At 62.3% G+C, this 24,503-nt stretch carries 23 protein-coding genes; 15 read left to right on the top strand and 8 right to left on the bottom strand.

Translation table 11 applies throughout. From position 1 onward, the window contains the following. Window positions 1–207 precede the first annotated feature (207 nt). A complete protein-coding gene (locus ACIO0C_RS23935) occupies window positions 208–1,128 on the bottom strand; it encodes a LysR substrate-binding domain-containing protein (RefSeq protein WP_401315691.1) in 921 nt (306 codons plus the stop codon). Between the two features lie 157 nt (window positions 1,129–1,285). Between ACIO0C_RS23935 and ACIO0C_RS23930 the strand changes: the two genes are divergently transcribed. Further along, window positions 1,286–1,768, top strand: coding sequence for a helix-turn-helix domain-containing protein (locus ACIO0C_RS23930; protein WP_401315689.1), 483 nt, complete (start codon window positions 1,286–1,288; stop codon window positions 1,766–1,768). Here the strand turns inward: ACIO0C_RS23930 and ACIO0C_RS23925 are convergent. Next, window positions 1,758–2,582, bottom strand: a complete 825-nt coding sequence (locus ACIO0C_RS23925; protein ID WP_401315688.1) for an alpha/beta fold hydrolase — start codon at window positions 2,580–2,582, stop codon at window positions 1,758–1,760. The two genes, ACIO0C_RS23930 and ACIO0C_RS23925, sit on opposite strands and share 11 nt — an antisense overlap. Window positions 2,583–2,614: 32 nt before the next feature. After that, on the bottom strand, window positions 2,615–3,190 hold the full coding sequence (locus tag ACIO0C_RS23920) for a flavodoxin family protein (protein ID WP_401315686.1): 576 nt from the start codon (window positions 3,188–3,190) through the stop codon (window positions 2,615–2,617). A gap of 310 nt (window positions 3,191–3,500) precedes the next feature. Here ACIO0C_RS23920 and ACIO0C_RS23915 point away from each other — a divergent pair, with 310 nt between their 5' ends. Beyond that, window positions 3,501–6,305 carry an ATP-binding protein gene (locus ACIO0C_RS23915; RefSeq protein ID WP_401315684.1) on the top strand — a complete coding sequence of 935 codons (2,805 nt, stop codon included), beginning with the start codon at window positions 3,501–3,503 and terminating at the stop codon, window positions 6,303–6,305. Here the strand turns inward: ACIO0C_RS23915 and ACIO0C_RS23910 are convergent. Together ACIO0C_RS23910 and ACIO0C_RS23905 are read right to left on the bottom strand one after the other, a co-directional pair. Further along, window positions 6,270–7,754: an ATP-binding protein gene (locus tag ACIO0C_RS23910; RefSeq protein WP_401315682.1), complete on the bottom strand. Its 1,485-nt coding sequence runs from the start codon at window positions 7,752–7,754 to the stop codon at window positions 6,270–6,272. The genes ACIO0C_RS23915 and ACIO0C_RS23910 overlap by 36 nt on opposite strands. A gap of 159 nt (window positions 7,755–7,913) precedes the next feature. Beyond that, entirely contained in the window at window positions 7,914–8,864 is a 951-nt protein-coding gene (locus tag ACIO0C_RS23905) for a GlxA family transcriptional regulator (RefSeq protein WP_401315681.1), read from the bottom strand. A 277-nt stretch (window positions 8,865–9,141) separates the two neighbouring features. Between ACIO0C_RS23905 and ACIO0C_RS23900 the strand changes: the two genes are divergently transcribed. Further along, window positions 9,142–9,864: a pirin family protein gene (locus tag ACIO0C_RS23900; RefSeq protein WP_401315680.1), complete on the top strand. Its 723-nt coding sequence runs from the start codon at window positions 9,142–9,144 to the stop codon at window positions 9,862–9,864. Between the two features lie 2 nt (window positions 9,865–9,866). On the opposite strand, the gene ACIO0C_RS23895 is transcribed toward ACIO0C_RS23900, so the two are convergent. Continuing rightward, window positions 9,867–10,748: a LysR family transcriptional regulator gene (locus ACIO0C_RS23895; RefSeq protein WP_401315678.1), complete on the bottom strand. Its 882-nt coding sequence runs from the start codon at window positions 10,746–10,748 to the stop codon at window positions 9,867–9,869. 113 nt (window positions 10,749–10,861) lie between these two features. On the opposite strand from ACIO0C_RS23895, the gene ACIO0C_RS23890 reads away from it, so the two are divergent. Both ACIO0C_RS23890 and ACIO0C_RS23885 read left to right on the top strand, forming a co-directional pair. Beyond that, a complete protein-coding gene (locus ACIO0C_RS23890) occupies window positions 10,862–12,076 on the top strand; it encodes a YbfB/YjiJ family MFS transporter (protein WP_401315677.1) in 1,215 nt (404 codons plus the stop codon). A gap of 32 nt (window positions 12,077–12,108) precedes the next feature. Continuing rightward, window positions 12,109–13,107 carry an NAD(P)H-quinone oxidoreductase gene (locus tag ACIO0C_RS23885; protein WP_401315676.1) on the top strand — a complete coding sequence of 333 codons (999 nt, stop codon included), beginning with the start codon at window positions 12,109–12,111 and terminating at the stop codon, window positions 13,105–13,107. A gap of 135 nt (window positions 13,108–13,242) precedes the next feature. On the opposite strand, the gene ACIO0C_RS23880 is transcribed toward ACIO0C_RS23885, so the two are convergent. Continuing rightward, window positions 13,243–15,057, bottom strand: a complete 1,815-nt coding sequence (locus ACIO0C_RS23880) for an ABC transporter ATP-binding protein (RefSeq protein WP_401315675.1) — start codon at window positions 15,055–15,057, stop codon at window positions 13,243–13,245. Next, complete coding sequence (locus tag ACIO0C_RS23875) at window positions 15,054–16,091, bottom strand: AraC family transcriptional regulator (RefSeq protein ID WP_401315674.1); 1,038 nt, start codon at window positions 16,089–16,091, stop codon at window positions 15,054–15,056. Before ACIO0C_RS23875 ends, ACIO0C_RS23880 begins: the two co-directional genes overlap by 4 nt. Before the next feature lie 165 nt (window positions 16,092–16,256). On the opposite strand from ACIO0C_RS23875, the gene ACIO0C_RS23870 reads away from it, so the two are divergent. The 10 genes from ACIO0C_RS23870 (at window position 16,257) to ACIO0C_RS23825 (ending at window position 24,486) form a co-directional block, all read left to right on the top strand. After that, window positions 16,257–17,108 carry a 3-hydroxybutyryl-CoA dehydrogenase gene (locus ACIO0C_RS23870; protein ID WP_401315672.1) on the top strand — a complete coding sequence of 284 codons (852 nt, stop codon included), beginning with the start codon at window positions 16,257–16,259 and terminating at the stop codon, window positions 17,106–17,108. Next, the gene (locus tag ACIO0C_RS23865; RefSeq protein WP_401315670.1) at window positions 17,095–17,754 is read left to right on the top strand and encodes a TetR/AcrR family transcriptional regulator; all 660 of its coding nucleotides are present in this window, start codon (window positions 17,095–17,097) and stop codon (window positions 17,752–17,754) included. Before ACIO0C_RS23870 ends, ACIO0C_RS23865 begins: the two co-directional genes overlap by 14 nt. 90 nt (window positions 17,755–17,844) lie before the next feature. Further along, window positions 17,845–18,258, top strand: coding sequence for a VOC family protein (locus ACIO0C_RS23860; protein ID WP_401315669.1), 414 nt, complete (start codon window positions 17,845–17,847; stop codon window positions 18,256–18,258). A gap of 138 nt (window positions 18,259–18,396) precedes the next feature. Further along, entirely contained in the window at window positions 18,397–18,825 is a 429-nt protein-coding gene (locus ACIO0C_RS23855) for a hypothetical protein (protein ID WP_401315668.1), read from the top strand. Between the two features lie 359 nt (window positions 18,826–19,184). Then, a complete protein-coding gene (locus tag ACIO0C_RS23850; RefSeq protein ID WP_401315666.1) occupies window positions 19,185–19,961 on the top strand; it encodes an ABC transporter substrate-binding protein in 777 nt (258 codons plus the stop codon). Between the two features lie 91 nt (window positions 19,962–20,052). Further along, the gene (locus ACIO0C_RS23845) at window positions 20,053–20,742 is read left to right on the top strand and encodes an ABC transporter permease (RefSeq protein ID WP_008066123.1); all 690 of its coding nucleotides are present in this window, start codon (window positions 20,053–20,055) and stop codon (window positions 20,740–20,742) included. A 14-nt stretch (window positions 20,743–20,756) separates the two neighbouring features. Further along, window positions 20,757–21,455, top strand: a complete 699-nt coding sequence (locus ACIO0C_RS23840) for an ABC transporter permease (protein ID WP_248687616.1) — start codon at window positions 20,757–20,759, stop codon at window positions 21,453–21,455. A gap of 8 nt (window positions 21,456–21,463) precedes the next feature. After that, window positions 21,464–22,576: a succinylglutamate desuccinylase/aspartoacylase family protein gene (locus ACIO0C_RS23835; RefSeq protein ID WP_401315665.1), complete on the top strand. Its 1,113-nt coding sequence runs from the start codon at window positions 21,464–21,466 to the stop codon at window positions 22,574–22,576. A 19-nt stretch (window positions 22,577–22,595) separates the two neighbouring features. Next, window positions 22,596–23,360, top strand: a complete 765-nt coding sequence (locus ACIO0C_RS23830) for an ABC transporter ATP-binding protein (RefSeq protein WP_248687618.1) — start codon at window positions 22,596–22,598, stop codon at window positions 23,358–23,360. A 217-nt stretch (window positions 23,361–23,577) separates the two neighbouring features. Continuing rightward, window positions 23,578–24,486 carry a MurR/RpiR family transcriptional regulator gene (locus ACIO0C_RS23825; RefSeq protein ID WP_401315664.1) on the top strand — a complete coding sequence of 303 codons (909 nt, stop codon included), beginning with the start codon at window positions 23,578–23,580 and terminating at the stop codon, window positions 24,484–24,486. Window positions 24,487–24,503 lie beyond the last annotated feature (17 nt).

Genomic DNA, 24,503 nt, shown 5'->3' with positions numbered 1-24,503 from the left:
ATGCGGTGTATTTAAACCCGGAGCGTCCTGAAATTAAGGGCGCAACGGGCTAACAACTGTAGGACCAAGGCGACAGGTACCTTGACACGTACCGGTTTGAAAAAAAAAGTGAGTCGCCGTAAGGGCGAAACCCTAAGTGGCCGTTACCGCAGCAACGGATATGTACACAAACAACCAGCAACCTGGTCGGCTACCAGGCCGCCAAGGTCAAACAGGAACCGCCAAAGGCTCAGACATGAACTGACTGATCCGCGACCGCAACCAGCGCTCCGCCGGATCATTGTCATGCACCCCGCTCCACGCCATCGACAACTGCGCCGCCGCAATCTCGAACGGCGGATCTTCAGCGCGCAAGCCACACCCTTCCACCAACGCGCAAGCGGCATAGTCGGGCACCGTGGCAATCATCTCGGTGCCGGCGAGCAACGCGCGCAAACCACTGAACTGCGGCACCCCCAACACCACGCGGCGGGTGCGGCCAACTTTCGCCAGATCCAGGTCGATATTGCCGCTCAGGTCCCCGGAAAACGAGACCATCGCATGGGGACGCGCACAGTACTCATCCAGGGTCAGCGTCCCCGGTCGCTTGTCACCGCGCAGCACTTTGCAGGGAATATCTCGCAGCTTCTTGCGCTTGGCATTGGCCGGCAGGTCGGTGGTGTAGCTGACGCCCACGGAGATTTCCCCCGACGCCAGCAAGGCCGGCATCAGCAGGTAATTGGCCCGGCGGACCACCACGACAATGCCCGGTGCTTCTTCCTGCAGCTTGCTCAGCAGTGGCGGAAACAAACCGAACTCGGCATCGTCCGACAGGCCAATGCGAAATACATCGCAACTGGTCGCCGGATCGAACTCCTTGGCCCGACTGACCGCGCCGGAAATAGTGTCCATCGCCGGTTGCAGCTCCTTGAGAATCGCCACTGCCCGCGCCGTCGGCTCCATGCTTCTACCGTTGCGCAACAGCAAGGGGTCGTCGAACAGATCGCGCAACCGCCCCAGGGCCGCACTCACGGCCGGCTGGCCCATGAACAGTTTCTCCGCAACGCGGGTCAGGTTCTTCTCGAACATCAAGGCTTCGAAAATCACCAACAGGTTCATGTCGACGCGGCGCAGATCGTTACGGTTCATAGGCACGGTTCCTTTTTGTGTTGAGCCAGGCGCGAGGCAGCGATTGTGTCTGACTTTGTCCAAGACTGCCCGCCCCGGACGAGGAATTAACAACGTTTAACTCGCATGCCAGAGCCCTGGAGTTCAAGAATGAAGCCTACCGACACGGACATTCGCCATGGCTCAGTTGCAGCAAAGCGCCGCCCGCGAGGCAGTCGCGCAAACACAAGGCAAAAGCACCCGCGGCCTCAGCCCGCAGCGGGAACGGTTGGTCAAACGACTGATCCTCGAGCGCCTCGGCCAATCCCTGCAAGTGACCGAACTGGCCCAGGCCTGCTCGTTGTCGCGCAGTCATTTCTCCCGTGCGTTCAAGTGCAGCACCGGTTGTTCGCCCCAGGAATGGATCCGTCAACAACGCATCGCCCGGGCCAAGCTGCTGATCCAGCACACTGACCTGAGCCTGACGCAGATCAGCCTCGAATGCGGCTTCTGCGACCAGGCGCACTTCTGCCACATGTTCACCCGCAGTGAAGGCATCAATCCGTTTGCGTGGCGTTGCCGGACCGTACGCGCCCTCCCCACCTCACCCGCACAAACAACCCTGCAGGAGCCGGCGATGGTTACCTCACGGGCGCCATCGCCGGCGCACATCAACCCTTGAGGAAGGCCAGCAGATCGGCGTTGAGCTGATCCTTGTGGGTGTCGGTCAAGCCATGGGGCGCGCCAGGGTAGACCTTCAGCTGCGAACCTTTCACCAATGCCGCCGCAGCAATACCCGCCGCCTCGATTGGCACCACCTGGTCGGCGTCGCCATGCACCACCAGCGTCGGCACGTCGAACTTCTTCAGGTCTTCGGTGAAGTCGGTTTCCGAGAACGCCTTGATGCAGTCGTAGGCGTTCTTGTGGCCGGCGGTCATGCCCTGCATCCAGAACCAGTCGATCATGCCCTGGGACGGCGTGGCGCCAGGTTGGTTGAAGCCGAAGAACGGGCCGCTGGCGAGGTCCTTGTACAGCTGCGAGCGATCCACCAGCGACGCCTGGCGAATGCCGTCGAACACTTCGATCGGCAGGCCGCCGGGATTGGCGTCGGTCTTGAGCATCAGCGGCGGCACCGAGGAAATCAGCCCGGCCTTGGCCACCCGTTCGGTGCCGTGACGCCCGATATAACGTGCCACTTCACCGCCACCGGTGGAGAAGCCGAACAGCACGACGTTGTGCAAGTCCAGGTGTTCGATCAGTTGCGCCAGGTCATCGGCGTAGGTGTCCATGTCGTTGCCGAACCATGGCTGGCTGGAACGGCCATGCCCACGGCGGTCGTGGGCGATGACGCGGTAACCCTGGCCGGCCAGGAACAACATTTGCGATTCCCAACTGTCGGCATTGAGCGGCCAACCGTGGCTGAAGACGATCGCCTGACCGGTCCCCCAGTCCTTGAAGTAAATCTCGGTGCCGTCGCGGGTGGTGAACGTACTCATGGGGCGTGCTCCTTACGTGGGGTTCTGGTAAATCAATCGGATGTGCGGCCCATTCGCTCGGCCAGCCGCGCCACGCGCTCGCCCAGGTGCGCCGCGGTGCAGCGATCTTCGGCCGGCGGTGCCAGGTCGGGGGACTGTTCGACATTCGACTGGGCCATGGCGCCCAACGAACTGCCCAGCCGGTTCATTTGCCCGTCGAACACGCCCGTGACGGAGCGTGCGGGCAGCAGGTCGAGGCCGACCCAGATCATCGAATGCTGGGCGGCGAACACCGCCATTTGCAGCAAGGTGTTGAGTTTGTCGCCGCACAGGCAGCCGGAATTGGTGAAGCCGGCCGCCAGTTTGTCGCGCCACGGTTGCGCCAGGTAAAACGCCGCCGTGGCCTCCATGAAGGCCTTGAAGGCCGCCGAAGCGCTGCCCATGTAGGTCGGGGCACCGAAAATGATCGCGTCGGCGTGGTGCAAACACGCCCAGTGTTCGTCCACGTCTTCGACGGCAATGAGCCGGCAGGTGCTGCCCGCGTGCCGTTGCACGCCCTGGGCCACGGCTTCGGCCATGACCCGGGTGTGCCCGTAACCACTGTGATAGACCACTACCACCTTGCTCATTTCCGGCGTCCTTTGTGGGCGTGAGCTTGCTTGCACACGACCGGTGGAGGTTGAAGACGCAGAGTTTTGGGCGTAGACCGGACGCACGACGAGTTAAACGTTGTTAATTTTCCCAGGCACGCCAAAAGTCCTGACGCAACGGTTTACCGCGTCCCCGGCCCATGTTCACGGGACCGCCCGGCTTTACCTGATACTTGTCATTCAATGCCCTTGAGCCACAGGCACCCGCGCAGCGCATTGCACGCCGACGAAAACCTGAGGAATATGCTCGAAAAGCGCGTTTCAGACGCATGCATACAGGAGTGACCCGTTGACCCTCGCCCCCGAACAGGCTGTGCATTTCGGCCCCTACAGGATCTACCCCGGACAACGTCTGGTGATGGAATCCGAGCGGCCCCTGCGCCTGGGCCGACGCGCCATGGACATCCTGTTGATCCTGCTGGAACACGCCGGGAAGGTGGTCAGCAAGCAAGACCTGATGGCGCAAGTCTGGCCCGACAGCGTGGTGGAAGAGATCAACCTGCGGGTGCACATGGCAGCCCTGCGCAAGGCCCTCGGCGACGGTCAGGCCGGCCAGCGCTACATCGTCACCGTGGCCCAGCGTGGCTACAGCTTTGTCGCGCCGTGCTCGCTGGAGCAAACCGGACGAGGTCCACAAAGCGACGCCGTTGAATCGAGTGGCCACAACCTGCCCTTGCGCCGCACCCGCCTGATCGGCCGCCAGGTGCTGGTCGACAGTCTGGTGGCGCAACTGCCGCGCCAGCGCTTCATCACCCTCGTCGGCCCCGGCGGCATCGGCAAGACCACCGTCGCCCTGCGCGTTGCCGAGCAACTGATCGGCCGCTACCGCGACGGCATCCGCCTGCTGGACCTGACGCCGATCAACGATCCGGCAATGATCAGCGGTCACCTGGCGGCCGTGCTGGAACTGTCCCTGCACGACAGCGAACCGATGAACAGCCTCGCCACGTTCCTGCGCGAACGGCATATGTTGCTGGTGATCGACAACTGCGAACACCTGATCGACAGCGTGGCGCTGTTGTGTGAAAGCCTGCTGCGTGGCGCGCCGCAGGTGCATATCCTGGCCACCAGCCGCGAGAGCCTGCGAGCCGAGGGTGAATTCGTGCAGCGTCTGGAATCACTGGACTGCCCCCCGCCCATTGCGGTGCTGGACCGCGCCCAGGCCATGGGTTTTTCCGCGCTGCAGCTGTTTGTCGAGCGGGCCATGGCCAACCACGACAGCTTTGAACTGACCGACACCCAACTGCCACTGGTGATTGATATCTGCCGGCGCCTGGACGGCATTCCGCTGGCCCTGGAACTGGCGGCCGCGCAAGTCGCGAACCTTGGCCTGCAGGGTTTGCTGAAGCAGTTGCAGGAAAGTTTTCGCTGGCTCACCCACAGCAGCCAGACGACCCTGGGCCGGCATCAGACCCTGCGCACGACGCTGGACTGGAGCTTCAACCTGCTCAATGCCTGCGAACAAACCTGCCTGCGTCGACTGGGCATCTTCGGCGGTGGCTTTACCCTGGAATCGGCAGCGGCGGTGATCGTTGGCGAACACATTGAGCCGCGCGAGGTGTTTGGCTCGATCACGCAACTGGTGGCCAAGTCGCTGCTGAATGTGGACGTCGGGGACGAAGAGGTGTTCTACCGCCTGCTCGACACCACCCGCAGTTATGCCCTGGAAAAACTCGAACAGAGCGCTGAACTGCCCGCCACCCGCGACCGCCACGCCCAAAGATGCCTGGCCCTGATGCAGCAGGCGCAGAACGACTGGGAACATATTCCCACCGGGCAGTGGATCGAACGTTATGCCCGCGGTTTGCAAGACATCCGTGCGGCGCTCGACTGGGGGCTGTCCGCGTCAGGGCCGCATGCGCTGGCCATCCGCCTGACCGCGACGTCCACGCCGCTGTGGCAGGAACTGTCGCTGCTCAACGAATACGGCGGATATGTGCGCAAGGCCCTGACGCTGCTCGATGCAGCGCCCGAGCCTTGTCCGCAACTGAAAATGTTGTTGAAACTGGCCTTGGGCAGCACCTGTTACCACGCCCAGGGCGGCACGGCAGAAACCGTCGAAGCCTTCGTAAGCGCCCGGGCCTTGGCCAATCAGTGCAACGACGTGGCCGGACAATTGCGCGCCGTTTCCGGGCACCTGGCGGTCAACCTCAGTTGCGGCCATTATCAAATGGCCCTGGAACAGAGCGAGCAGTTCGACCGACTGGGGCTGCACAGCGACGCGGCGCTGTCCTTGAGCACCCATCGCCTGCGCGTGCTGACCCTGCACTTTGCCGGCGATCAGCAACGGGCGCGGATGAACGCCGAAGAGGTGATCCAGCGCATGGCCCACAGCGGCCATCTCAATCGCTTCACCCACGGGTTTGGCGTGCAGTACGACCAGAGCGTAGCGGCCCTGACCATCCTTGCCCGCATCCTCTGGATCCAGGGCCACCCCGAGCAAGCCTGGCGTACCGCCCGGCAGGCGCTGGACGTTGCGCTGCAGATCAACCATGGCACCTCGATCTGCTACACCCTGGCCCTGTCGGGCTGCCTGATCGCCCATTACAACGGCGACTGCCAAACCGCTCGCGAACTCTTGCGCCTGTTGCTGGAACAAGCGCAGAAACACTCGGTGCTGCTGTTCTACACCTGGGCGCGACACTATGCGCAGGTCATCGACAGTACCGACGCCCCTGCGCTGCCTCGTCCGGGTGTGGGTTTGATCAAGGAAATCATGGTCACCCTCGACAGCGGCCTGGTCGATGACGATTTGCTGCAACGCGCCGAGACCGGCGCGGCAGGCTGGAGCACCGCGGAGATTCTGCGGGCCAGGGCCAATGCGCTGCTGGCCGTCGAGTGCCCGGTGAAAAACTGTGCCGCCGAGTCCCTGTTGATCAAGGCGCTCAACGTGGCAAAAGCCCAGGGCGCCCTGGCCTGGGAGCTGCGCAGCGCCACCTCGCTGGCGCGGCTTTGGCAGCGTCAGGGCCGCTACCGCCAAGCCCGGGAGCTGCTGTCGCCGATCTACCAGCGATTTACCGAAGGCCATGCCACGCCGGACCTGGTCGCTGTGCAGCGGTTACTCGCCGAGCTGCAGGGCCACCTGCCTGGCTGAAGGTCGGCGGGTGTGACTGACGTAGCCGGCATAGCGCATTTCGAAGGTGCGCAAGGCCCCGCTCTGTTCGAGTTTTTCCAGGGCATAGCAACGGGTCGTATTGAGGAAGCGATAGCGGGTCACACCGCGCACTGGCTCCAGCGACAGCAGCGATTTGAGTGCCAGGCTCTCCATTACGCAGGCCAGGCTCGACGGCGGCAGCATCGCGCAACTGATCACGCCCATCGCCGCGTCCAGGGTAAACGCAGACTTGAACACCGCTAGACGTTGCAGCACGGTTTGCTCCATCGGTGCCAATCGCTCATAGCTCCAGTCCAGGGCCGCTTTCAGGGTCTGGTGCCGCGCGATTGCCGTGCGTCGCCCCTGGGTCAGCATCTGAAAGCAGTTATCCAGTTGCGCTTGAATTCCCACCAGCGCCAGCGCATCGATCTGCGCCGCCGCCAGCTCAATGGCCAGGGGCAAACCATCGAGTCGCCGACAGATTTCGCGCACGGCCTTGAGGTCCTGCTCACGCAGGGCAAATCCTTGCTGACGGGCGCGGGCACGGCTGACGAACAACTGCACCGCCGAATAGCCCATGAACTCATCGAGACTGCACAATGCCGATGCGGGTGGTACCAGCAGCGGCGGCAACGGCAGGAGTGTTTCGCCGCTGACCCGCAGCGGTTCACGGCTGGTGACCAGAATCGACAGACGGGGTGCCGACGTCAGTAGCGCCTCGACCAGTGACCGACAGCTTTCAAGCAAGTGTTCGCAATTGTCGAAAACCAGCAATGCATGCCATTGCCCCAACGCGTCCAGGGGCGTGCCGATGCCCAGCTGCAAGGTGCGCGTCAGATGATCGACCAGCTGCGCCGGGTCATCGATCATCGCCAGATCCACCCGCCACACGCCATCGCGATAGTGCTGCAACAGCAATTCGGCGACTCGCAGGGCAACGGTGGTTTTGCCGATGCCACAGGGCCCGACCAGGGTCATGCAACGGCGCACCGGCAACTGCCGCACCAGGCTGCCGACGATGGCATCGCGACCGGTGACGGGCGTGAGTCGTGCCGGCAGGTTGTGTGGAGGCGTCGCAACGGCGTCGCGGGTTAAAGGCGTAGGCTCCATCGCCTGGCGCACCGGCGCGACAAAGCTATAGCCACGCTCGGGAACAGTGGCGATGTAGCAATGCCCGTCCTGCCCGTCACGAAAGACCCGACGCAGGGCAGCAATGTGCACCCGCAAGTTGATTTCCTCGACCACCGACCTCGGCCAGACCTGGGCAATCAGCTCGCCCTTGCTGACCACCGAGCCTGCCTGCTCGAGCAGCACCTGCAATATATCCAGCGCGCGCCCGCCCAGACGCAACGGCTGATCCCCTTCCAGGACCAATCGTTGCTTGAGGTGGAACGCGTAGGGACCAAAGTGCAGCACCGCGTCACTGGTCTGGTTTGTATGGCTGTTCATCCACTTTCACCCGCTGGAAACCTGCCCGGCACACGAGGCCATCCAGGCTCCGTACCTTCCTTGCAATGAGTTCAGCGGTATCTTGGCAGGCCCGGGTGACGGTACAACCGTCACGGGGGGAGCGTCACGGCCATTAGGGTGCGCACTACGGACAAGGCGCTAGCTGAATTGCTCGCGGTACTGGGTCGGGGTCAGGCCGAGCTTTTCACCGAACAGGAAACGCATGTGCCGCACGCTGCCAAAGCCACTTTTGAACGCTACGGTCTTGAGCGGCAAGTCACCGGTTTCCAGCAGGTTCCTGGCGCAATCGATGCGTGCACTTTGCAGAAACTCCATGGGGGTCATGTTCACTTCCCGGGCGAAGACCCTGGCGAAATGCCGCGGGCTCATGTTGGCCAGGCCAGCCATGCGCTCGATGCTGAAGGTTTCGTCCAGGTGTTCGAGCACATGGTTCTGCACCCGGGTGATCGCCGTCTCATGGGGGGCCACCGCCGCCATCAACGGGCTGAACTGCGCCTGGCCACCCTGGCGTTTCATGACCACCAACAACACCTTGGCCACGTCCTGGGCAACCTTCTTGCCATGGTCCTGGGCGACCACCGCCAGTGCCAGGTCAATGCCGGCGGTGACACCACCGGAAGTGATGAGGTTGCGGTCCTGGACGTAGATCCGGTCGGTCTCGACCGTTGCCCTGGGGAATGCCTTGATCAGGCGTTCGGTGTAATGCCAGTGGGTGGTCACGCGATAGCCGTCGAGCAAACCGGCGTGCCCCAGTACAAACGCCCCGGTGCAGATCGAGCCATAGGCCTTCGATCGACTGACGTTGTGCTTGAGCCACTCGAGCAAGGGCGGATGTTTTTCGTTGTAGGCACCGGGGCCACCGGGCACCAGCAACATGTCAAAGCCGTCACAGGTCTGATCGACAGGCAGGTCAGCCTGCACCTTTACGCCATTGGATGCCCGCAGTGCGTCGGGCTCGGTGCCAATGGTCGTTAGTACATAGTGGTCGCCGGGCTTGAGATAACGATTGGCAATGGAAAACACCTCCATGGGCCCGGCCATGTCGAGCAGGAGAAAGTCGGGGAACAGCACCATTGCTACGGTTTTCATGGGTTCAAGATCACTGGAATCAAAAAGGGGCGCGGACTGTTTGGCCTTTGTGGGAGCGGGCTTGCTCGCGAAGGCGGTGTATCAGACACCAAGATTGTTGAATGTAACACCGCATTCGCGAGCAAGCCCGCTCCCACAGGGGTACCGCGCCCGCATGTACTTTACTGTCAACCTGAAAGAGACAGTATTTCAGCTTTCATCTACTTATTGCACCAAGCGATTAACATTAACCTTCTCCTCACTCGGACGAATCAACGTCCCCACAGGAGATTTCATCATGCTGACCCTTCGCAAAGCATCGGATCGTGGCCTGGCCAATCACGGTTGGCTGAAGTCGTTCCATACCTTCTCCTTCGCCAGCTATCGCAACCCGAAAGAACAGGGTTTTTCCGATCTGCTGGTGATCAACGATGACCGCGTGGCCGCCGGTAAAGGCTTCGGTCAGCACCCGCACCGAGACATGGAGATTTTCTCCTATGTGCTCGAGGGCGCGCTGGAGCACAAGGACACCCTGGGAACCGGCTCGGTGATCCGTCCTGGCGATGTGCAGTTGATGAGCGCCGGCAGCGGCGTGGCGCACAGCGAGTACAACCACTCGGACTCGCGGCCGGTGCACTTTCTGCAAATCTGGATCGTCCCGGACGTCAGCGGTGCCAAGCCCCGCTATCAGCAAGAACATTTCAGCACGCAGAAGAAACGCGGCCGCCTGCAATTGATCATCTCCCCCGACGGCGCCCAGGGCTCGCTGAAAGTGCGCCAGGATGCACGGGTGTATGCCGGCCTGATCGATGGCAAGGAAAGTGCCACGCTGGAGCTGGCGGCCAATCGCTATGCCTACGTGCATGTGGCTCGCTGTCGCGTCGAACTCAACGGCGTGCCGATGCAGGAAGGCGACGGCGTGCGGATTCGCGAAGAACAGCTGCTGACCTTGAACAACGGGGTGGATGCTGAAGTACTGGTGTTCGACCTGCGGCCGCAAGAGCTGCCGCAAATGCCGTAATCTCAAGCCGATACATTGACCCCGGAAAACCCTTCGACAATCTCCTCGATCACCACACGGACCCTCGCGGTATGTCGAAGGTCCGCGTGGGTCACCAGCCACACGTCATACGGCAACGTCCGCGTGCGCTCCGGCCACAGTCGGACCAGCCCATCCTTGTGCCCCACGTACACCGAAATTTCCCCGATCCCGATCCCCTCGGCAATGGAGCGCCGCACCAGCAGGCTGGAACTCAGGCTCGCGGCGATCCGCCCGCGTACCACAGGTTCGTTGACCAGCGTCATGTCCTTGCCAGCCTGCAAATACGGCTGATACACCACCAGATCGTGCCCTTCGAACGCCGATCCGGGCTCGGGAATACCGTGGGCATCCACGTAAGCTTGCGAGGCGAAGAGGCCCACCGGCCAACGGGCGATTCGCCGGGCGATGAGGTCCGGGTTGTCCGGCCGGGTATTACGCACGGCTATGTCGGCTTCGCGCTTGGCCAGGCTGAGGATTTGAGTCGAAGCGTCCAATTGCACCCGCACGTCGGGGTGACGTTGATGCAGGCGAGCGACGGCCGGGATCAGGAAGTCGATGGCCAGGGAGTCGGTGGTGGTCACCCGCACCGTGCCCGTCAGCCGGTCATCGAGGCCCTGGATACGCCGCTGCAGTTCCAGCGCCGAATGCTCCATTTTCTCAACCGCGCGCATGGCCGCTTCGCCCACGGCTGTCAGCGCATACCCGTCGGAGGTACGCAGGAACAACGTGGCGCTCAACGATTTTTCCAGCGCGGTGATGCGCCGCCCGACCGTGGCCTGATCGACCCCCAGCACCCGCGCGGCACCGCGCAGCGTTGACTCGCGGCAGACCGCGAGAAATACCCGTGCGTCATCCCAATTCATGGGCTTCTCCATACGATGCATATACGCATCACCATAACGCGAAATCGCTGCGTTAGTGCATCAGCAAAGCTGGTTAAGCTACTCACCAGTGAAAAACTTGCAGGAGAGCGCCCATGCTCAGCCCCTCGAACGCCCCACGCAACGCATTCTGGCTACCGATTTTTGCCGGCCTGTGCGCCAGCCTGGTCAGTATTGGCCTGGCGCGTTTTGCCTATACGCCGTTGATCCCCTCGCTGATCCAGGCCCACTGGTTTTGCGCTGGCGACGTGGTGTACCTCGGCGCCGCCAACCTGGTGGGTTACCTGATCGGGGCACTGATCGGCCATCCGTTGGCGCGTCGCACGTCCAACAAAACTGCGCTGCGGCTGATGATGCTGGCAGTCACCCTGTCGTTCTTCGCCTGTGCTTTTCCCTTGTCGATGAGCTGGTTTTTCGGCTGGCGTTTGCTCTCGGGGGTCGCCGGCGGCGCGATCATGGTGCTGGTAGCGGCCACGGTGTTGCCCCATGTGCCGGCCTCGCGCAAAGGCCTGGCCAGTGGCGCGATCTTTCTCGGCATAGGGCTGGGTATCGCCGGGTCGGGGACGATCGTCCCGCCGCTGTTGAGCCTGGGCCTGCAGCAAACCTGGTTGGGCCTCGGCTTGCTGGCACTGGTCCTGACTGCCATCAGCTGGTTTGGCTGGCCGTCGACTGCGCCCCAGGCAACGATGGCAGCAACGCCCCATGGCGCGTCGACCCGCACCCACCCGGGTGTCTACTTGCTGTTCGCCCAATACGCACTCATGGCGGCGGGGTTGGTGCCGGCCATGGTGTTCCTGGTGGATTACGTGGCACGCGGCCTCGGCGCCGGGCAACACATCGGCGCGCTGATCTGGGTGATGTACGGCCTTGGCGCGATTATCGGGCCGGTGAGCTATGGTTTTCTTGCGGATCAACTGGGCGCGAAGCCGAGTATCCGCCTGGTGCTGGTGGTGCAGGCGATTGCCGTGGCCCTGTTGTCGGTCTCCAGCTCCTTCGCGACATTGGCCGTGCTGGCACTGATCCTCGGCTCGTTCCCACCGGGCATCGTGCCGCTGGCATTGGCGCGGGTTCACGAACTGGTCCCCGGGCATCGTCAGCAACAGGTGGCCTGGAGTCGCGCCACTGTGTCCTTCGCCACCTTCCAGGCCATTTGCGGGTTCGCTTATTCGGCCCTGTTCAATGCCAGCGGCGGCCACCATGGACTGATGTTCGTGATGGCGGCCGGGGCAATTGTCGTGGCGTTGTTGCTGGAGTTGGCCGTGCGTTTGATGAATCGACCTGACCACCTTGTTCAGGCCAGTTGCCCATGAAGATCAAAAGATTCTAGAAACAGGAATATGAAATGAATTTGCCTGAAGACATGACCCTGATTGAAATCACCCAACCCGGTGGCCCTGAAGTCCTGCAACCGCGCCAGGTGGCAGTGCCCACGGCGGGGGTCGGTGAAGTGCTGATCCGCGTGCACGCCGCCGGGGTCAATCGTCCCGACGTGATCCAGCGCGCCGGCAAGTACCCGATGAAACCCGGCATGAACCCGATTCCGGGGCTGGAAGTGGCCGGTGAAGTGGTCGCCGTGGGCTTCGATGTCAGCGACTTTATCGTCGGCGACAAGGTCTGTGCGCTGACCAATGGCGGCGGCTATGCGCAGTACTGCGTAGTCCCGGCCAGCCAGACCCTGCCGATACCCGAAGGCATGGACTGGGTGCAGGCGGCGGCGGTCCCGGAAACCTTCTTTACCGTGTGGGCCAATTTGTTCGACATGGGCGGCGCCAGCAAAGGCCAGCGTGCGTTGATCCACGGCGGCACCAGTGGCATTGGCACCACCGCTTTGATGTTGTGCCGCGAATTCGGCATCAAGGCATTCGCCACGGCGGGCAGTGAGCAAAAGTGCGCGGTAATCCGCCAATTGGGTGCCGAAGCGATCAACTACCGCGATCAGGACTTCGTCCAGGTCATCCACGAAAAAACCGCCGGCAAGGGCGTCAACGTCATCCTCGATATCATGGGTGGCTCGTACCTGAACCAGAATATCGCGGCATTGGGCATGGAAGGTCGACTGGTGATGCTGGGCTTCCTCGGCGGCGCTTTCGGCAAGGATGTCGACCTGCTGGCGATAATGGGCAAACGCGCCACGATCACAGGATCGTTGTTGCGTGCGCGCACCCGGGAAGAAAAAGCCTCGATCGCCGAGCAGCTGCGCGAATACGTCTGGCCGGTGCTTGCGGCCGGGCGTTGCCTGCCGATGATCGACCAGGTTTATGCGCTCACCGAGGCGGCGCAGGCCCATGCGCGGATGGAAGCAGGCGACCACATCGGCAAGATCGTGCTGCGCGTGGACTGAAAGCCGCGCAGATCCCCCTGTGGGAGCGGGCTTGCTCGCGAAGGCGGAGTGTCAGACAGCATCAAAGTCGACTGTGCCATCGCTTTCGTCGTTTCACGGGGCATGCTTTCACGGGGCGCCGGTGACTCCCGAGGGTTATCGATAGCCCCGGGCCTGCAGGTCGAACAACTGCGCATAACGCCCGCCTGCCGCAACCAGCGTGGCATGATCGCCGCGCTCAAGGATGCTGCCCTGATCCAGCACGATGATGTGGTCGGCGTTGCGCACGCTGGAAAAACGGTGGGATATCAGCAGGGTCATGCGGCCTTGGGTGTGCTGGCTGAAATGCTCGAACACCGCCGCTTCCGCCGCCGGGTCGAGTGCCGAGGTTGGCTCGTCGAGGATCAGGATATCGGCGTCGCGGCGCATGTAGGCCCGCGACAGCGCGATTTTCTGCCACTGCCCACCAGACAGCTCCAGCCCACCGGCAAACCAGCGCCCCAGCTGCGTGGCGTAGCCGCGATCGAGCCGCTCGATGAACGGCGCGGCCATGCCTTCGGCGGCGGCTTGCTGCCAGCGCTGCTCATCCTTGAACGCCAGCGTGTCGCCCACGCCGATGTTCTCGCCGACGGAAAACTGGTAGCGAATGTAGTCCTGGAAGATCACCCCAATCCGCCGACGCAGCGCATCCTCCTCCCAAGCCTGCAGATCGCTGCCGTCGAGCAGGATGCGTCCTTGATCGGGACGGTACAGCCGGGTCAACAGCTTGATCAGCGTGGTCTTGCCCGAACCGTTCTCCCCCACCAGCGCCACACTGCGCCCCGGCACCAGGTGCAGGTCGATGCCCGTCAGTGCGGCGCGACTGGCACCCGGGTAAGAGAAACCGACGTTCTCGAAGCGCAAGCCGTCGCCAGGCACCGCGCCCGCCGTCAGATGGCCGGTGTCGGCAACCACGGGTTCGGCCAGGTATTCGTAGAGGCTCGACAGGTAGAGGCCATCCTCGTACAGACCGCTGATGGCGCTCAGGCTGCTGCTCACCGCCGCCTGCCCCTGCTTGAACAACACCAGGTACATGGTCATCTGGCCGAGGCTGATGCTGCCGTGGACGGCATCGACCACCACCCAGGCATAGGCCAGGTAGAACGCCGCGGTGCCGAGCAGGCCGAGGACAAATCCCCAGCCATCGCGACGCAGGGTCAGCCGCCGGTCCTCGGCATAAAGCCTGGCAAAGGTGTCGCGGTAACGCTGCAACAGCAGCGGCGCGAAACCGAACAGCTTGACCTCCTTGATGTAGCCCTCGTGGGAAAGTAGCGTCTCGATGTAGTTCTGTTGCCGACTCTCCGGCGCGCGACGGGTAAACAGGCGAAAGGCATCGCCGGAAAAGTGCGCCTCGGCAAAAAATACCGGCAACGCGCCGACCACCAGCAACACCAGCGCCCAGGGCGAAAAGTGCACCAGCAACACACCGAAGCTGATCAGCACGATCAGGTTCTGGATCAGCCCCAGCGACTTCATCACCAACGCCAACGGCCGGGTCGAGGCTTCGCGCCGAACCCGCACCAGCTTGTCGTAGAACTCCGAATTCTCGAACTGCACCAGCGATAACGTCTGGGCTTTTTCCAGAATCATCGTATTGACCTTCTGCCCCAGCTGCACCCGCAACAGCGACTGCTGTACCGACAGCGCCCGCTGCGCACCGGACAGCAAGGCCAGCACACCCGCCTCCAGCAGCACATAGCGCACCACCGGCCACAACGGCGCACTGCCCTGCTGCGCGTGCAATTGCATGGCGAAGACCACGGCATCGACAATGCGCTGGCCCAGCCACGCCGCCAGCGCCGGAAGCACGCCGGCAATCAGCGTTGCCAGCACCAGGCCGAGGAACAAACCGCGCGAGGTGCCCCAGACCAGCAGCAAGGCACGCCGCGACTGGTCGAGTAACGAAGTGAAGCGGGCAACTACCGGGCTCACGCCAAAGGCTCCGCCGTGTCGACCCGTTCCCCCTGAAACCGCGCCCGATACCGCCCCGGACTCTCCCCCGTCCACTTCTTGAAAGCCCGGTGAAACGCGCTCGGTTCCTGGAAACCCAGTTGTTCGGCGATATCGCCGATACTGGACTGGCTCCCGCGCAACTGTTCGAACGCCACCGCCCGCCGCACTTCGTCCTTGATTTCCTGATAGGAACAGCCTTCGCGCTCCAGTTTGCGGCGGAAGGTGCTGGGGCTCAGGTGCTGTTCGAGGGCAAAGGCCTGCAGGGTTGGCCACTGGCTGTAGTGGCTGTTGCGCAAGCGCTGGTGTACCTGGGACGCCAGGCCGTGCTGGTTGCGAAAGCGGATCACCAGCCATTGTGGCGCGGTGCGCAAGAACACTTTGAGCGATGCCAGGTCCTGGACCACCGGCAGGCGCAGGTAATGACTGGCGAACTCGATTTCGGTGCGCTCGGCGCCAAAGGTCAGGTTCGGGCCCCAGAGCAGACGGTCATCGCTGAGCGACAGGCGCGCATGGCGAAAGTCCGCGCGGTCGATCGGGATGCGCCTTCCGCCCAGCCAGCAGAGCAGGCTGATCATCAATACCAGGAACGTCTCTTCGCCGAAACGGCTGACGTCTTCGTTGGCCGCCTGGCTGTCCAGGCTGATGAACGCCCGTTTGCCGCGCACAGTCAGCGTGCCGCGAAAATCCTCGAGGAACAGGGCGAAGTTGGCCAGGCACTGGCGCATGGCCTTGTGCAGGTCGGGCTCCTGAATCAAGGCGCGGCAAATCAGGGCGAATGCGCCCGGCGGCATGCCATGGGAATCGAGCCCGAAGAACTCGTCATTCAGCTCGCGGATCTGAATCAGCCACAACGCCGCAAAGGCATTGGCCGATACCCGCGCCGTGGGGTCCTGCATCAGCGCCGGATCGATACCGGCCTGTTCCAGCACGGCCCGTACACGCTGTGGGTCGTCCCCCAGCCCGTGGATCATCGCCTGCACGAAGTAGGCGGCTACCGAGTCCTTTTCCCGCATGCGAACGCTTCGCTCCCCATCACCCGAAATGGCAAAAAACATCAGTGCCGTTGAACAGTTTCGGCATAGGCCAACCACCGTGCCGGCTCTAGACTCGCGGCAATAGTACGCTTTCGGCCATCACGGCGGCCAAGGTATCGCAGGGTTTATCGAAAGGACGGCAACATGAATCTGCAAAACATTGGCGTGATCGGCGCCGGCACCATGGGCAACGGCATCGCGCAAGTCTGCGCCTTGGCCGGTTTCAACGTGACCCTGCTGGACATCAGCGAGGTTGCCCTGCAAAAAGCCCTCGCCACCGTCGGCAAGAACCTTGACCGCCAGGTCGCCAAGGAAACCCTGAGCGCCGAACAAAAAAACGCCGCCCTCGACAAGATCCGCACCAGCACCGACTTCAGTAGCCTGCACGATGCGCAACTGGTGATCGAAGCCGCCACCGAGAACCTCGACCTGAAACTGCGGGTGCTGCAGCAGATTGCCGCGCAGGTCGGCGCCGAGTGCGTGATCGCCTCCAACACGTCGTCGCTGTCGATCACCCAGCTGGCGGCCAGTGTCAGTCAGCCTGAACGCTTCATCGGCCTGCACTTCTTCAACCCGGTGCCGGTGATGGGCCTGATCGAAGTCATTCGCGGCCTGCAAACCAGCGATACCACCCACGCCCTGGCGCTGGACATGGCGACCCGCCTGGGCAAAACCGCGATCACCGCCGGCAACCGCCCGGGGTTCGTGGTCAACCGGATCCTGGTGCCGATGATCAACGAAGCGATCCTGGTCTTGCAGGAAGGCCTGGCCAGTGCCGAGGACATCGACGCCGGCATGCGCCTGGGCTGCAACCAGCCTATCGGCCCGCTGGCCCTGGCGGACCTGATCGGCCTGGATACGCTGCTGGCGATCCTTCAAGCCTTCTACGACGGCTTCAACGACAGCAAATACCGCCCGGCGCCATTGCTCAAGGAAATGGTCGCCGCCGGATACCTGGGACGCAAGACGGGGCGCGGCTTCCATGCCTATGCCTGAGCGTTGCTCGCGTTTCGCCGAATACCGGGACAAGGTGCTGGAGCTGTTCGCCAGCAAGGGTTTCGGTCAGGTTGGCATGCGTGAGCTCGCGACGTGCCTGGGGCTTTCCCCGGGCTCGCTGTATCACCATTACCCGAGCAAACAGCACCTGCTGCTGGATTTGATCGAAGAGTTCTACGAAGAGCTGCTGGCCACGCTGGGGCGCATCAAGCAACAGGCGCCGGCCAAGCGCGACCGACTCAACAGCCTGATCCGCGCGCACCTGAACTTGCATCGCGAGATGCCTTGGCATTTTCGCCTTGTGGAACGCGACAGCAGTTGCCTGAACGAAGAGCAACAGGCACGGGTTCGACACTTGCGCGAGCAGTACGAACGCCAATTGATGGTGATCCTCGGCGCCCGTTCGAGGTTCAGTGAGTCGGGACTTCTGGCGGCCGGTCATGCCATCGCCGCCTTGCTCAACAGCGCTCCCTGCTGGCTGACAGCCCATTCGCTGGACGAAGGCGAGCATGATGAACTGCTTGAGAACCTGGTCGGCGGCGCCATCGAGCGCTTGCTGGCCCCACGGCGCACGAGCGAGGCTATAAGCCTGGCGCGCCCTATCGAGAAAATATCTAAAAATACCCAGGCTCCCGCCGCGTTTTAGCGCTTTGCTTGCCCAGTCAATGCCATCGGAATTCGCGCTTGGACGAAGCGTCCAATCCGATGTGACCCTTCAATGACCGGGAGCGCAATCATGAAAATCAATCCCTACCTGATCTTCAATGGCGACTGCAAAGCCGCGTTCACCTTCTATGCCGAATGCCTCAAGGGCCAGATCGAAGCCATGCTGACCTTCGGCGAAACACCCGCCGCCGAGCACGTACCCAAGGATCTGCACAATCTGATCATCCACACCCGGCTGGCCGTGGGGGATCAGGCGATCATGGGCTCGGACACCACCCCCGATCGCCCCACCGACGAGATGAGCGGTTGTTCGATTTCGCTGAATGTCGACAGCATCAAGGAGGCTGAACAGGTGTTTTCGGCTCTGTCCGAAGGCGGCAAGGTGCAAATGCCACTTGAGGCCACCTTCTGGGCGGCGCGTTTTGGCATGTTGGTCGACCGCTTTGGCGTGTCGTGGATGATCAACTGCGAAAAGGACCAGTAACAGGATCGCGCACAGCGACGCTGTTCAAGTCTGCAAGCAGCTCCGGCCTGGAACGGTCGGGCACTCTGGCAACTCCCGGGCCGTCTGCTACCGTCAACAAGCCACCCGTGTGACAGCGGCCCTTCGGAGGAAACCATCATGCACACCCATGACCCGTCATGGTCCACCCGTCTCAAACTGTCGCTGCTGGCAGGAGGGCTCGCCGCCGCCCTGCTGGCACTCAGCGGTTGCGCGACAGTCGACGCCCAGACCACCGCCTACGTCGGCGTGGAACATCCCGCACCGACCCTGCCCAGTGAAGTCGTGGTGCTGCGCTCCGAGCCCCTTCGCCCGCACATTCGACTGGGCGAAATACTGATCGACGCCAGTGTCGACCCGGCCCCGCCCATTACCGAGGTCGAGCAGAAACTGCGCGAAGAAGCCGCCAAGCTCGGCGGCGATGCCGTGGTGGTGGTCTATGACCATATCCAGCCGGTAGGTGCCTATCTCAACGGGCCGCTATGGGCTCGCGATGTGGAGACCGTTAACGGCCGCAAACTCAAAGGAATCGTGATCAAGTACAAGTGAAAAGCAGGTTTTTTCGCTGAAATTGACAACGCGGGGCGCAGTTTCCCCGCGAGTCAGCGGCCGCATTCGTGTCCGCTTACCACCCCGTGTCCCCTCCCTGGATCCAGCAAAAAGCGGCTGTCGGCCATCATGCCCGCCTGAGCGTTTGCACATGAGTCTTGCCCGGGCCTGACCTGCCAATAGTGACAGTGACGCTTTGGCATTTTTCGCCCGGCATTGATATGTTTTTTTTCATTTGTTTGATTTATGAAATTTAATGTGCCACTTATAGCCTCGCAAATCCCCGGAGCGGTCCCCTTCGACAGATCGGACGATCGCTGCGCGCAACACCCAAACACCTCATCCAGGGAGTCAACAATATGAACAAGACAGAACTTCTAGGTACTCTGGCACTGTGCGCCGCCAGCTTGCTGGCACATGCGGACGACGACAGCCTGCGCATCGGTATCGAAGCCGCCTATCCGCCCTTCTCCTTCAAGACGCCGGAGGGCAATGTCAGTGGTTTCGACTACGACATCGGCAACGCGCTGTGCGAAGAAATGAAGGTCAGGTGCGAATGGGTCATCCAGGAATTCGACGGCATGATCCCGTCGCTGAAAGTGCGCAAGATCGACGCTGTGCTGTCGTCGATGTCGATCACTGACGACCGCATGAAGTCGGTCGACTTCAGCAAAAAGTACTACCACACGCCGGGCAAGTTCGCGATGAAGACCGGCAACGTGATCAACGACCCGTTGGTCGATCTCAAGGGCAGGAAAGTCGGGGTCCAGCGCTCCTCGACCTACGACCGTTTCGCCACCGAGCAGCTTGAGAAGGCCGGCGTCTCGATCGTTCGCTACTCCTCACAGAATGAAGCCTTTCTCGACCTGGCGGCGGGTCGCCTGGATGCCACACTCGCCGACATCGTCAACACCGACGAGAGCTTTATCAAGACGCCCCTGGGTAAGGGTTTTGCACTGGTTGGGCCCGACATCAACGACCCCAAATACTTCGGCAGGGGTGCCGGGATCGCGGTGCGTAAAGGCGACAGCGCCAACGTTGCACGCCTGAGTGCGGCGATTGATGCCATCCGCAGCAATGGCAAGTACCAGCAAGTGATGGCCAGGTACTTCGCCTTCGATATCTACGGCGAATAAGCCGTTACCCGAAACCCTGGCGCCGGCCCGTGCGGGCGCCACTTGTGGCTTGTCTCGCGCGCCTTGCGGCGCTCGCTTGAGGAACTTCATCATGCTCCACGGCTACGGATCGAGCATTCTCGATGGCGCCTGGCTGACCATCAACCTGGCCCTGACCTCCATGACCATGGCCATCGCCCTGGGCCTGATCGGCGCCGCCTTTCGGTTGTCGCCGTTCAAATGGCTGGCGGTACTGGGCGAAGGCTATACCACCTTGATCCGCGGGATTCCCGACCTTGTGTTGATCCTGCTGATCTTCTATGGCGGCCAGGATCTGGTGAACCGCCTTGCCCTCGCACTGGGCTACACCCGCTACATCGACATCAATCCCTTTATCGCTGGCGTCTGCACCATGGGCTTCATCTTTGGTGCCTATCTCTCGGAAACCTTTCGTGGCGCCTTCATGGCAATCCCCAAGGGCCAGGGCGAGGCCGGCGCTGCCTATGGCATGAGTGGCTTGCAGGTGTTCTGGCGGATCCTGGTGCCGCAGATGATCCGTTTCGCCATTCCCGGCTTCACCAACAACTGGCTGGTACTGACCAAATCCACCGCGCTGATCTCGGTGATCGGCTTGCAGGACATGATGTTCAAGGCCAAGAACGCCGCGGACGCCACCCATGAGCCGTTCACGTTTTTCCTCACGGTGGCCGCGCTCTACCTGATGCTGACCAGTGTGTCATTGCTGGTGCTGCGTTATCTGGAAAAACACTACTCGGTCGGCGTCAAAGCCGCCGAGCTGTAACGGGGAGCACCGCCATGATTCTCGACTACAACCTGATCTGGGAAAACCTGCCGCTGTATCTCAATGGCGCCCTGGTGACCCTCAAAGTCCTGCTGATTTCCCTGGCCATCGGCCTGGTGCTGGCGATTCCCATCGCGTTGATGCGCGTATCCCGTTCACCGTTGGTGAACTTCCCGGCCTGGCTCTACACCTACGTGATTCGCGGCACGCCGATGCTGGTGCAACTGTTCCTGATCTATTACGGGTTGGCGCAGTTCGAAGCGGTTCGCCAAAGCGCGCTCTGGCCGTACCTGTCCAGTGCAACGTTTTGCGCCTGCCTGGCCTTTGCGATCAACACCAGTGCCTACAGCGCCGAACTGCTGGCCGGCAGCTTGAAGGCCACGGCCCACGGCGAGATCGAAGCCGCCAGGGCCATGGGCATGTCGCGCCTGACCCTGTACCGGCGGATTCTCCTGCCGTCGGCCCTGCGCCGGGCGCTCCCGCAGTACAGCAACGAAGTGCTGATGATGCTGCAAACCACCAGCCTGGCGTCGATCGTCACGCTGGTGGATATCACGGGCGCCGCGCGAACGGTCAGTTCGCGGTTCTATTTGCCGTTCGAGGCGTTCATTACCGCGGGCCTGATCTATCTGGCCCTGACCTTCATCCTCGTTCGTCTGTTCAAGCTGGCCGAGCGCCGCTGGCTGGCCTACCTGGCACCGCGCAAGCACTAAGGAGTCTTATGCAGCACATTCAATACCTCTTGCCGTGGAGTGCCTCGGGCACGGAGCGCAAGCTGTCGCTGTTCCGTTTTGGCAGCGGGCCGCGCAAGGCCTACATCCAGGCCTCCCTGCATGCTGACGAGTTGCCGGGGATGCGCGTCGCCGTCGAACTCAAGCGCCGCCTGCAGGCGCTGGAAGAGCAAGGGCGCCTGAGCGCAGTGATCGAGTTGGTGCCCATGGCCAATCCGATCGGAATCGCGCAGATGTTCCAGGCCACCCATCAAGGTCGCTTCGAGTTCTCCAGCGGGAAGAATTTCAATCGCGATTTCCCGGAACTGGCCGAGGACGTGGCGCAACGACTGGAAGGTCAATTGGGCGACGATGCCGACGCCAACGTCGCCCTGATCCGCCGCACCATGGGCGATGCCCTCGCCAGCCTGCCAGCGGCGACCTCGGAGCTCGACGGCCTGCGTCGCCTGTTGATGCAGCACGCCTGCGATGCCGACGTGGTGCTGGACCTGCACTGCGACTTCGAGTCGATCATGCTGTTGTATACCATGCCGCAAAACTGGCCACGCTTGCGCTCGTTGGCTACCCGCCTGGGCGCCGGCGTTGCCCTGCTGGCCGAGGCGGCAGGCGGCAACGCCTTCGATGAAGCCTGCGCACTGCCCTGGCTGCAACTGGCCGCGCGCTTCCCGCAAGCCAACATTCCCCTGGCGTGTGCGGCCACCACAATCGAATTGCGCGGCATGGCGGACACTGAACGCGAGACCTGTGTCGACAGCGCGCAGGCCATTCTCGGCTATCTCGCCGAGCAAGGCCTGATCAGCGGTGACTGGCCTGCGGCGCCACCGGGCAAGTGTGAGGCGACACCGTTTGCCGGTGCGCAGTACGCCTACGCGCCGCACCCGGGGGTGGTGAGTTATCTGCAACCGTTGGGTGCCCGGGTCGAGGTCGGCGATCCGCTGTTCGAAGTGATTGACCCGCTCACCGATCAGCACAGCGTGGTGCGCGCCAGCACCGACGGCATTCTTTATGCCCGCGAACGCCTGCGCTTCGCCCAGCCCGGCCTGTGGCTGGCGAAAATTGCCGGCAGTACCCCCATTCGCCAAGGCCGCTTGCTCAGCGACTGACAAACAGAGAGTCGGAACCATGTACAAGCTAGAAATAAAGAATCTGCACAAAAGCTACGGCAGCCACGAAGTGCTCAAGGGCGTGTCCCTGGAGGCGAAAGCCGGTGACGTCATCAGCATCATCGGCTCCAGCGGCTCGGGCAAAAGCACCTTCCTGCGGTGCATCAACCTGCTGGAGCAGCCCAACGCCGGCAACATCGTGCTCAATGGCGAACAACTCAAGCTGGTGAGCAACAAGCTCGGCGGGCTCAAGGCTGCCGAACCCAAACAACTGCAACGCATGCGTTCGCGGTTATCCATGGTGTTCCAGCACTTCAATCTCTGGTCGCACATGAGTGCCCTTGAAAACGTCATGGAAGCGCCGGTGCAGGTGCTGGGCATCAACAGGAAAGAAGCGCGGGAAAAGGCCGAGCACTACCTGAACAAGGTCGGCGTGGCACACCGCATGGACGCCTGGCCGGCGCATATGTCCGGCGGTGAGCAACAGCGCGTGGCGATTGCCCGGGCACTGGCCATGGAACCGGAGGTGATGCTGTTCGACGAACCCACTTCGGCACTCGACCCCGAACTGGTCGGCGAAGTGCTGAAGGTCATGCAGGACCTGGCACTGGAAGGCCGGACCATGGTGGTCGTGACCCACGAAATGGGCTTTGCCCGCGAGGTGTCGAACCAGTTGGTGTTCCTGCACAAGGGCCAGGTCGAGGAACGTGGCGACCCGCGCGAGGTGCTGGTCAAACCGCAGTCCGAACGCCTCCAGCAGTTTCTGGCTGGAAGCTTGAAATAAGCCATCTGCGCGCACCGACTCTTGGGCAGGCGCTGCACCTCTAGGGTCAGCTTCGGATACACTCGCGAACGCATACCTGTAGGAGCGAGGCTTGCCCGCGAAGGGAACGCCGCGGTGTTTCAGGTATTGCGCGTCATCGTTCTTCGCGGGCAAGCCTCGCTCCTACAGGGGGTTGCGCGCGCCCCTTCTCTAACCATCAGGACATGTTGAGCCGGATATGCCGACCCCTTCGAAAGACACCACGGTCTATGCCGCGCCAGTGATGCGCAAACTGGCGGAAATCGTTTCCGATCTACCGCCGTCACTGCGCAAGGTGGCGGACTTTGTCCTGCGTCACCCGCTCAGGGCCGCGACGCTGACCATCGAAGAAATGGCTCAAGAAACCTCCACCTCGCCCGCCGCGGTCAATCGCCTGGCCAAGGCGCTGAACCTGGGTGGTTACACCGGCATGAAGGCCGAACTGGTGGCGACCTTGCAGCAGATGGTGTCCCCGGTCGACAAACTGCGCAACGAACTGGCGCATCGACCGGGGGGCGCATTTGGCCTGCATGAGCAAATCCACAGCGCCAGCAGCAACCTCGCCACGGCCGCGACCAACAACCATGCCGAGACCTTCGAGGCGTTTGTCACGCGCCTGACCGAAGCGCGAAAAATCTACATCCTGGGCTTTGGCAATAGTGTCTACTTCGCCGGTCTTGCCGCCTCGACCTTGATGCCCTTCTGTGCAGACGCTACCGCCATCAGCATGGAGGGCGGCAACGAAAACGCCGCTTACCGGCTGGCCGCCATCACCGATCAGGACGTACTGCTGGCGATCTCCCTGCCGCGCTACTCCCTCGATACCCTGCAACTCGCACGTTTCGCCACCGCGCGCGGCGCCTCGGTATTGGCGATCACCGACTCACCCGCCTCCCCGCTCACCGCCATTGCCGAACACGTGCTGTTCGCCCCGGCCGACCATCCGGTGTTGACCAGCTCCAACATCGCCGTACTCGCCCTGATCGAAGGATTGGTGGCGGGCGTGATGGCTCGCAACAAGGAAGCTGTCAAGCTGGCGACCGAACTGACCGAAAGCGTGATGTCCTACCTGCACATCCCGCCCGGCAACAAATCGCCGAAAAAGTGACGGTTCGCGGCGCACAC

It is taken from the genome of Pseudomonas sp. NPDC087336 (assembly GCF_044744285.1).
In the GTDB taxonomy this organism is placed as follows: Bacteria; Pseudomonadota; Gammaproteobacteria; order Pseudomonadales; family Pseudomonadaceae; genus Aquipseudomonas.
The sequence above is the reverse complement of the archived record's forward strand: the minus strand, read 5'-3'. Positions and strand labels throughout refer to the sequence as shown.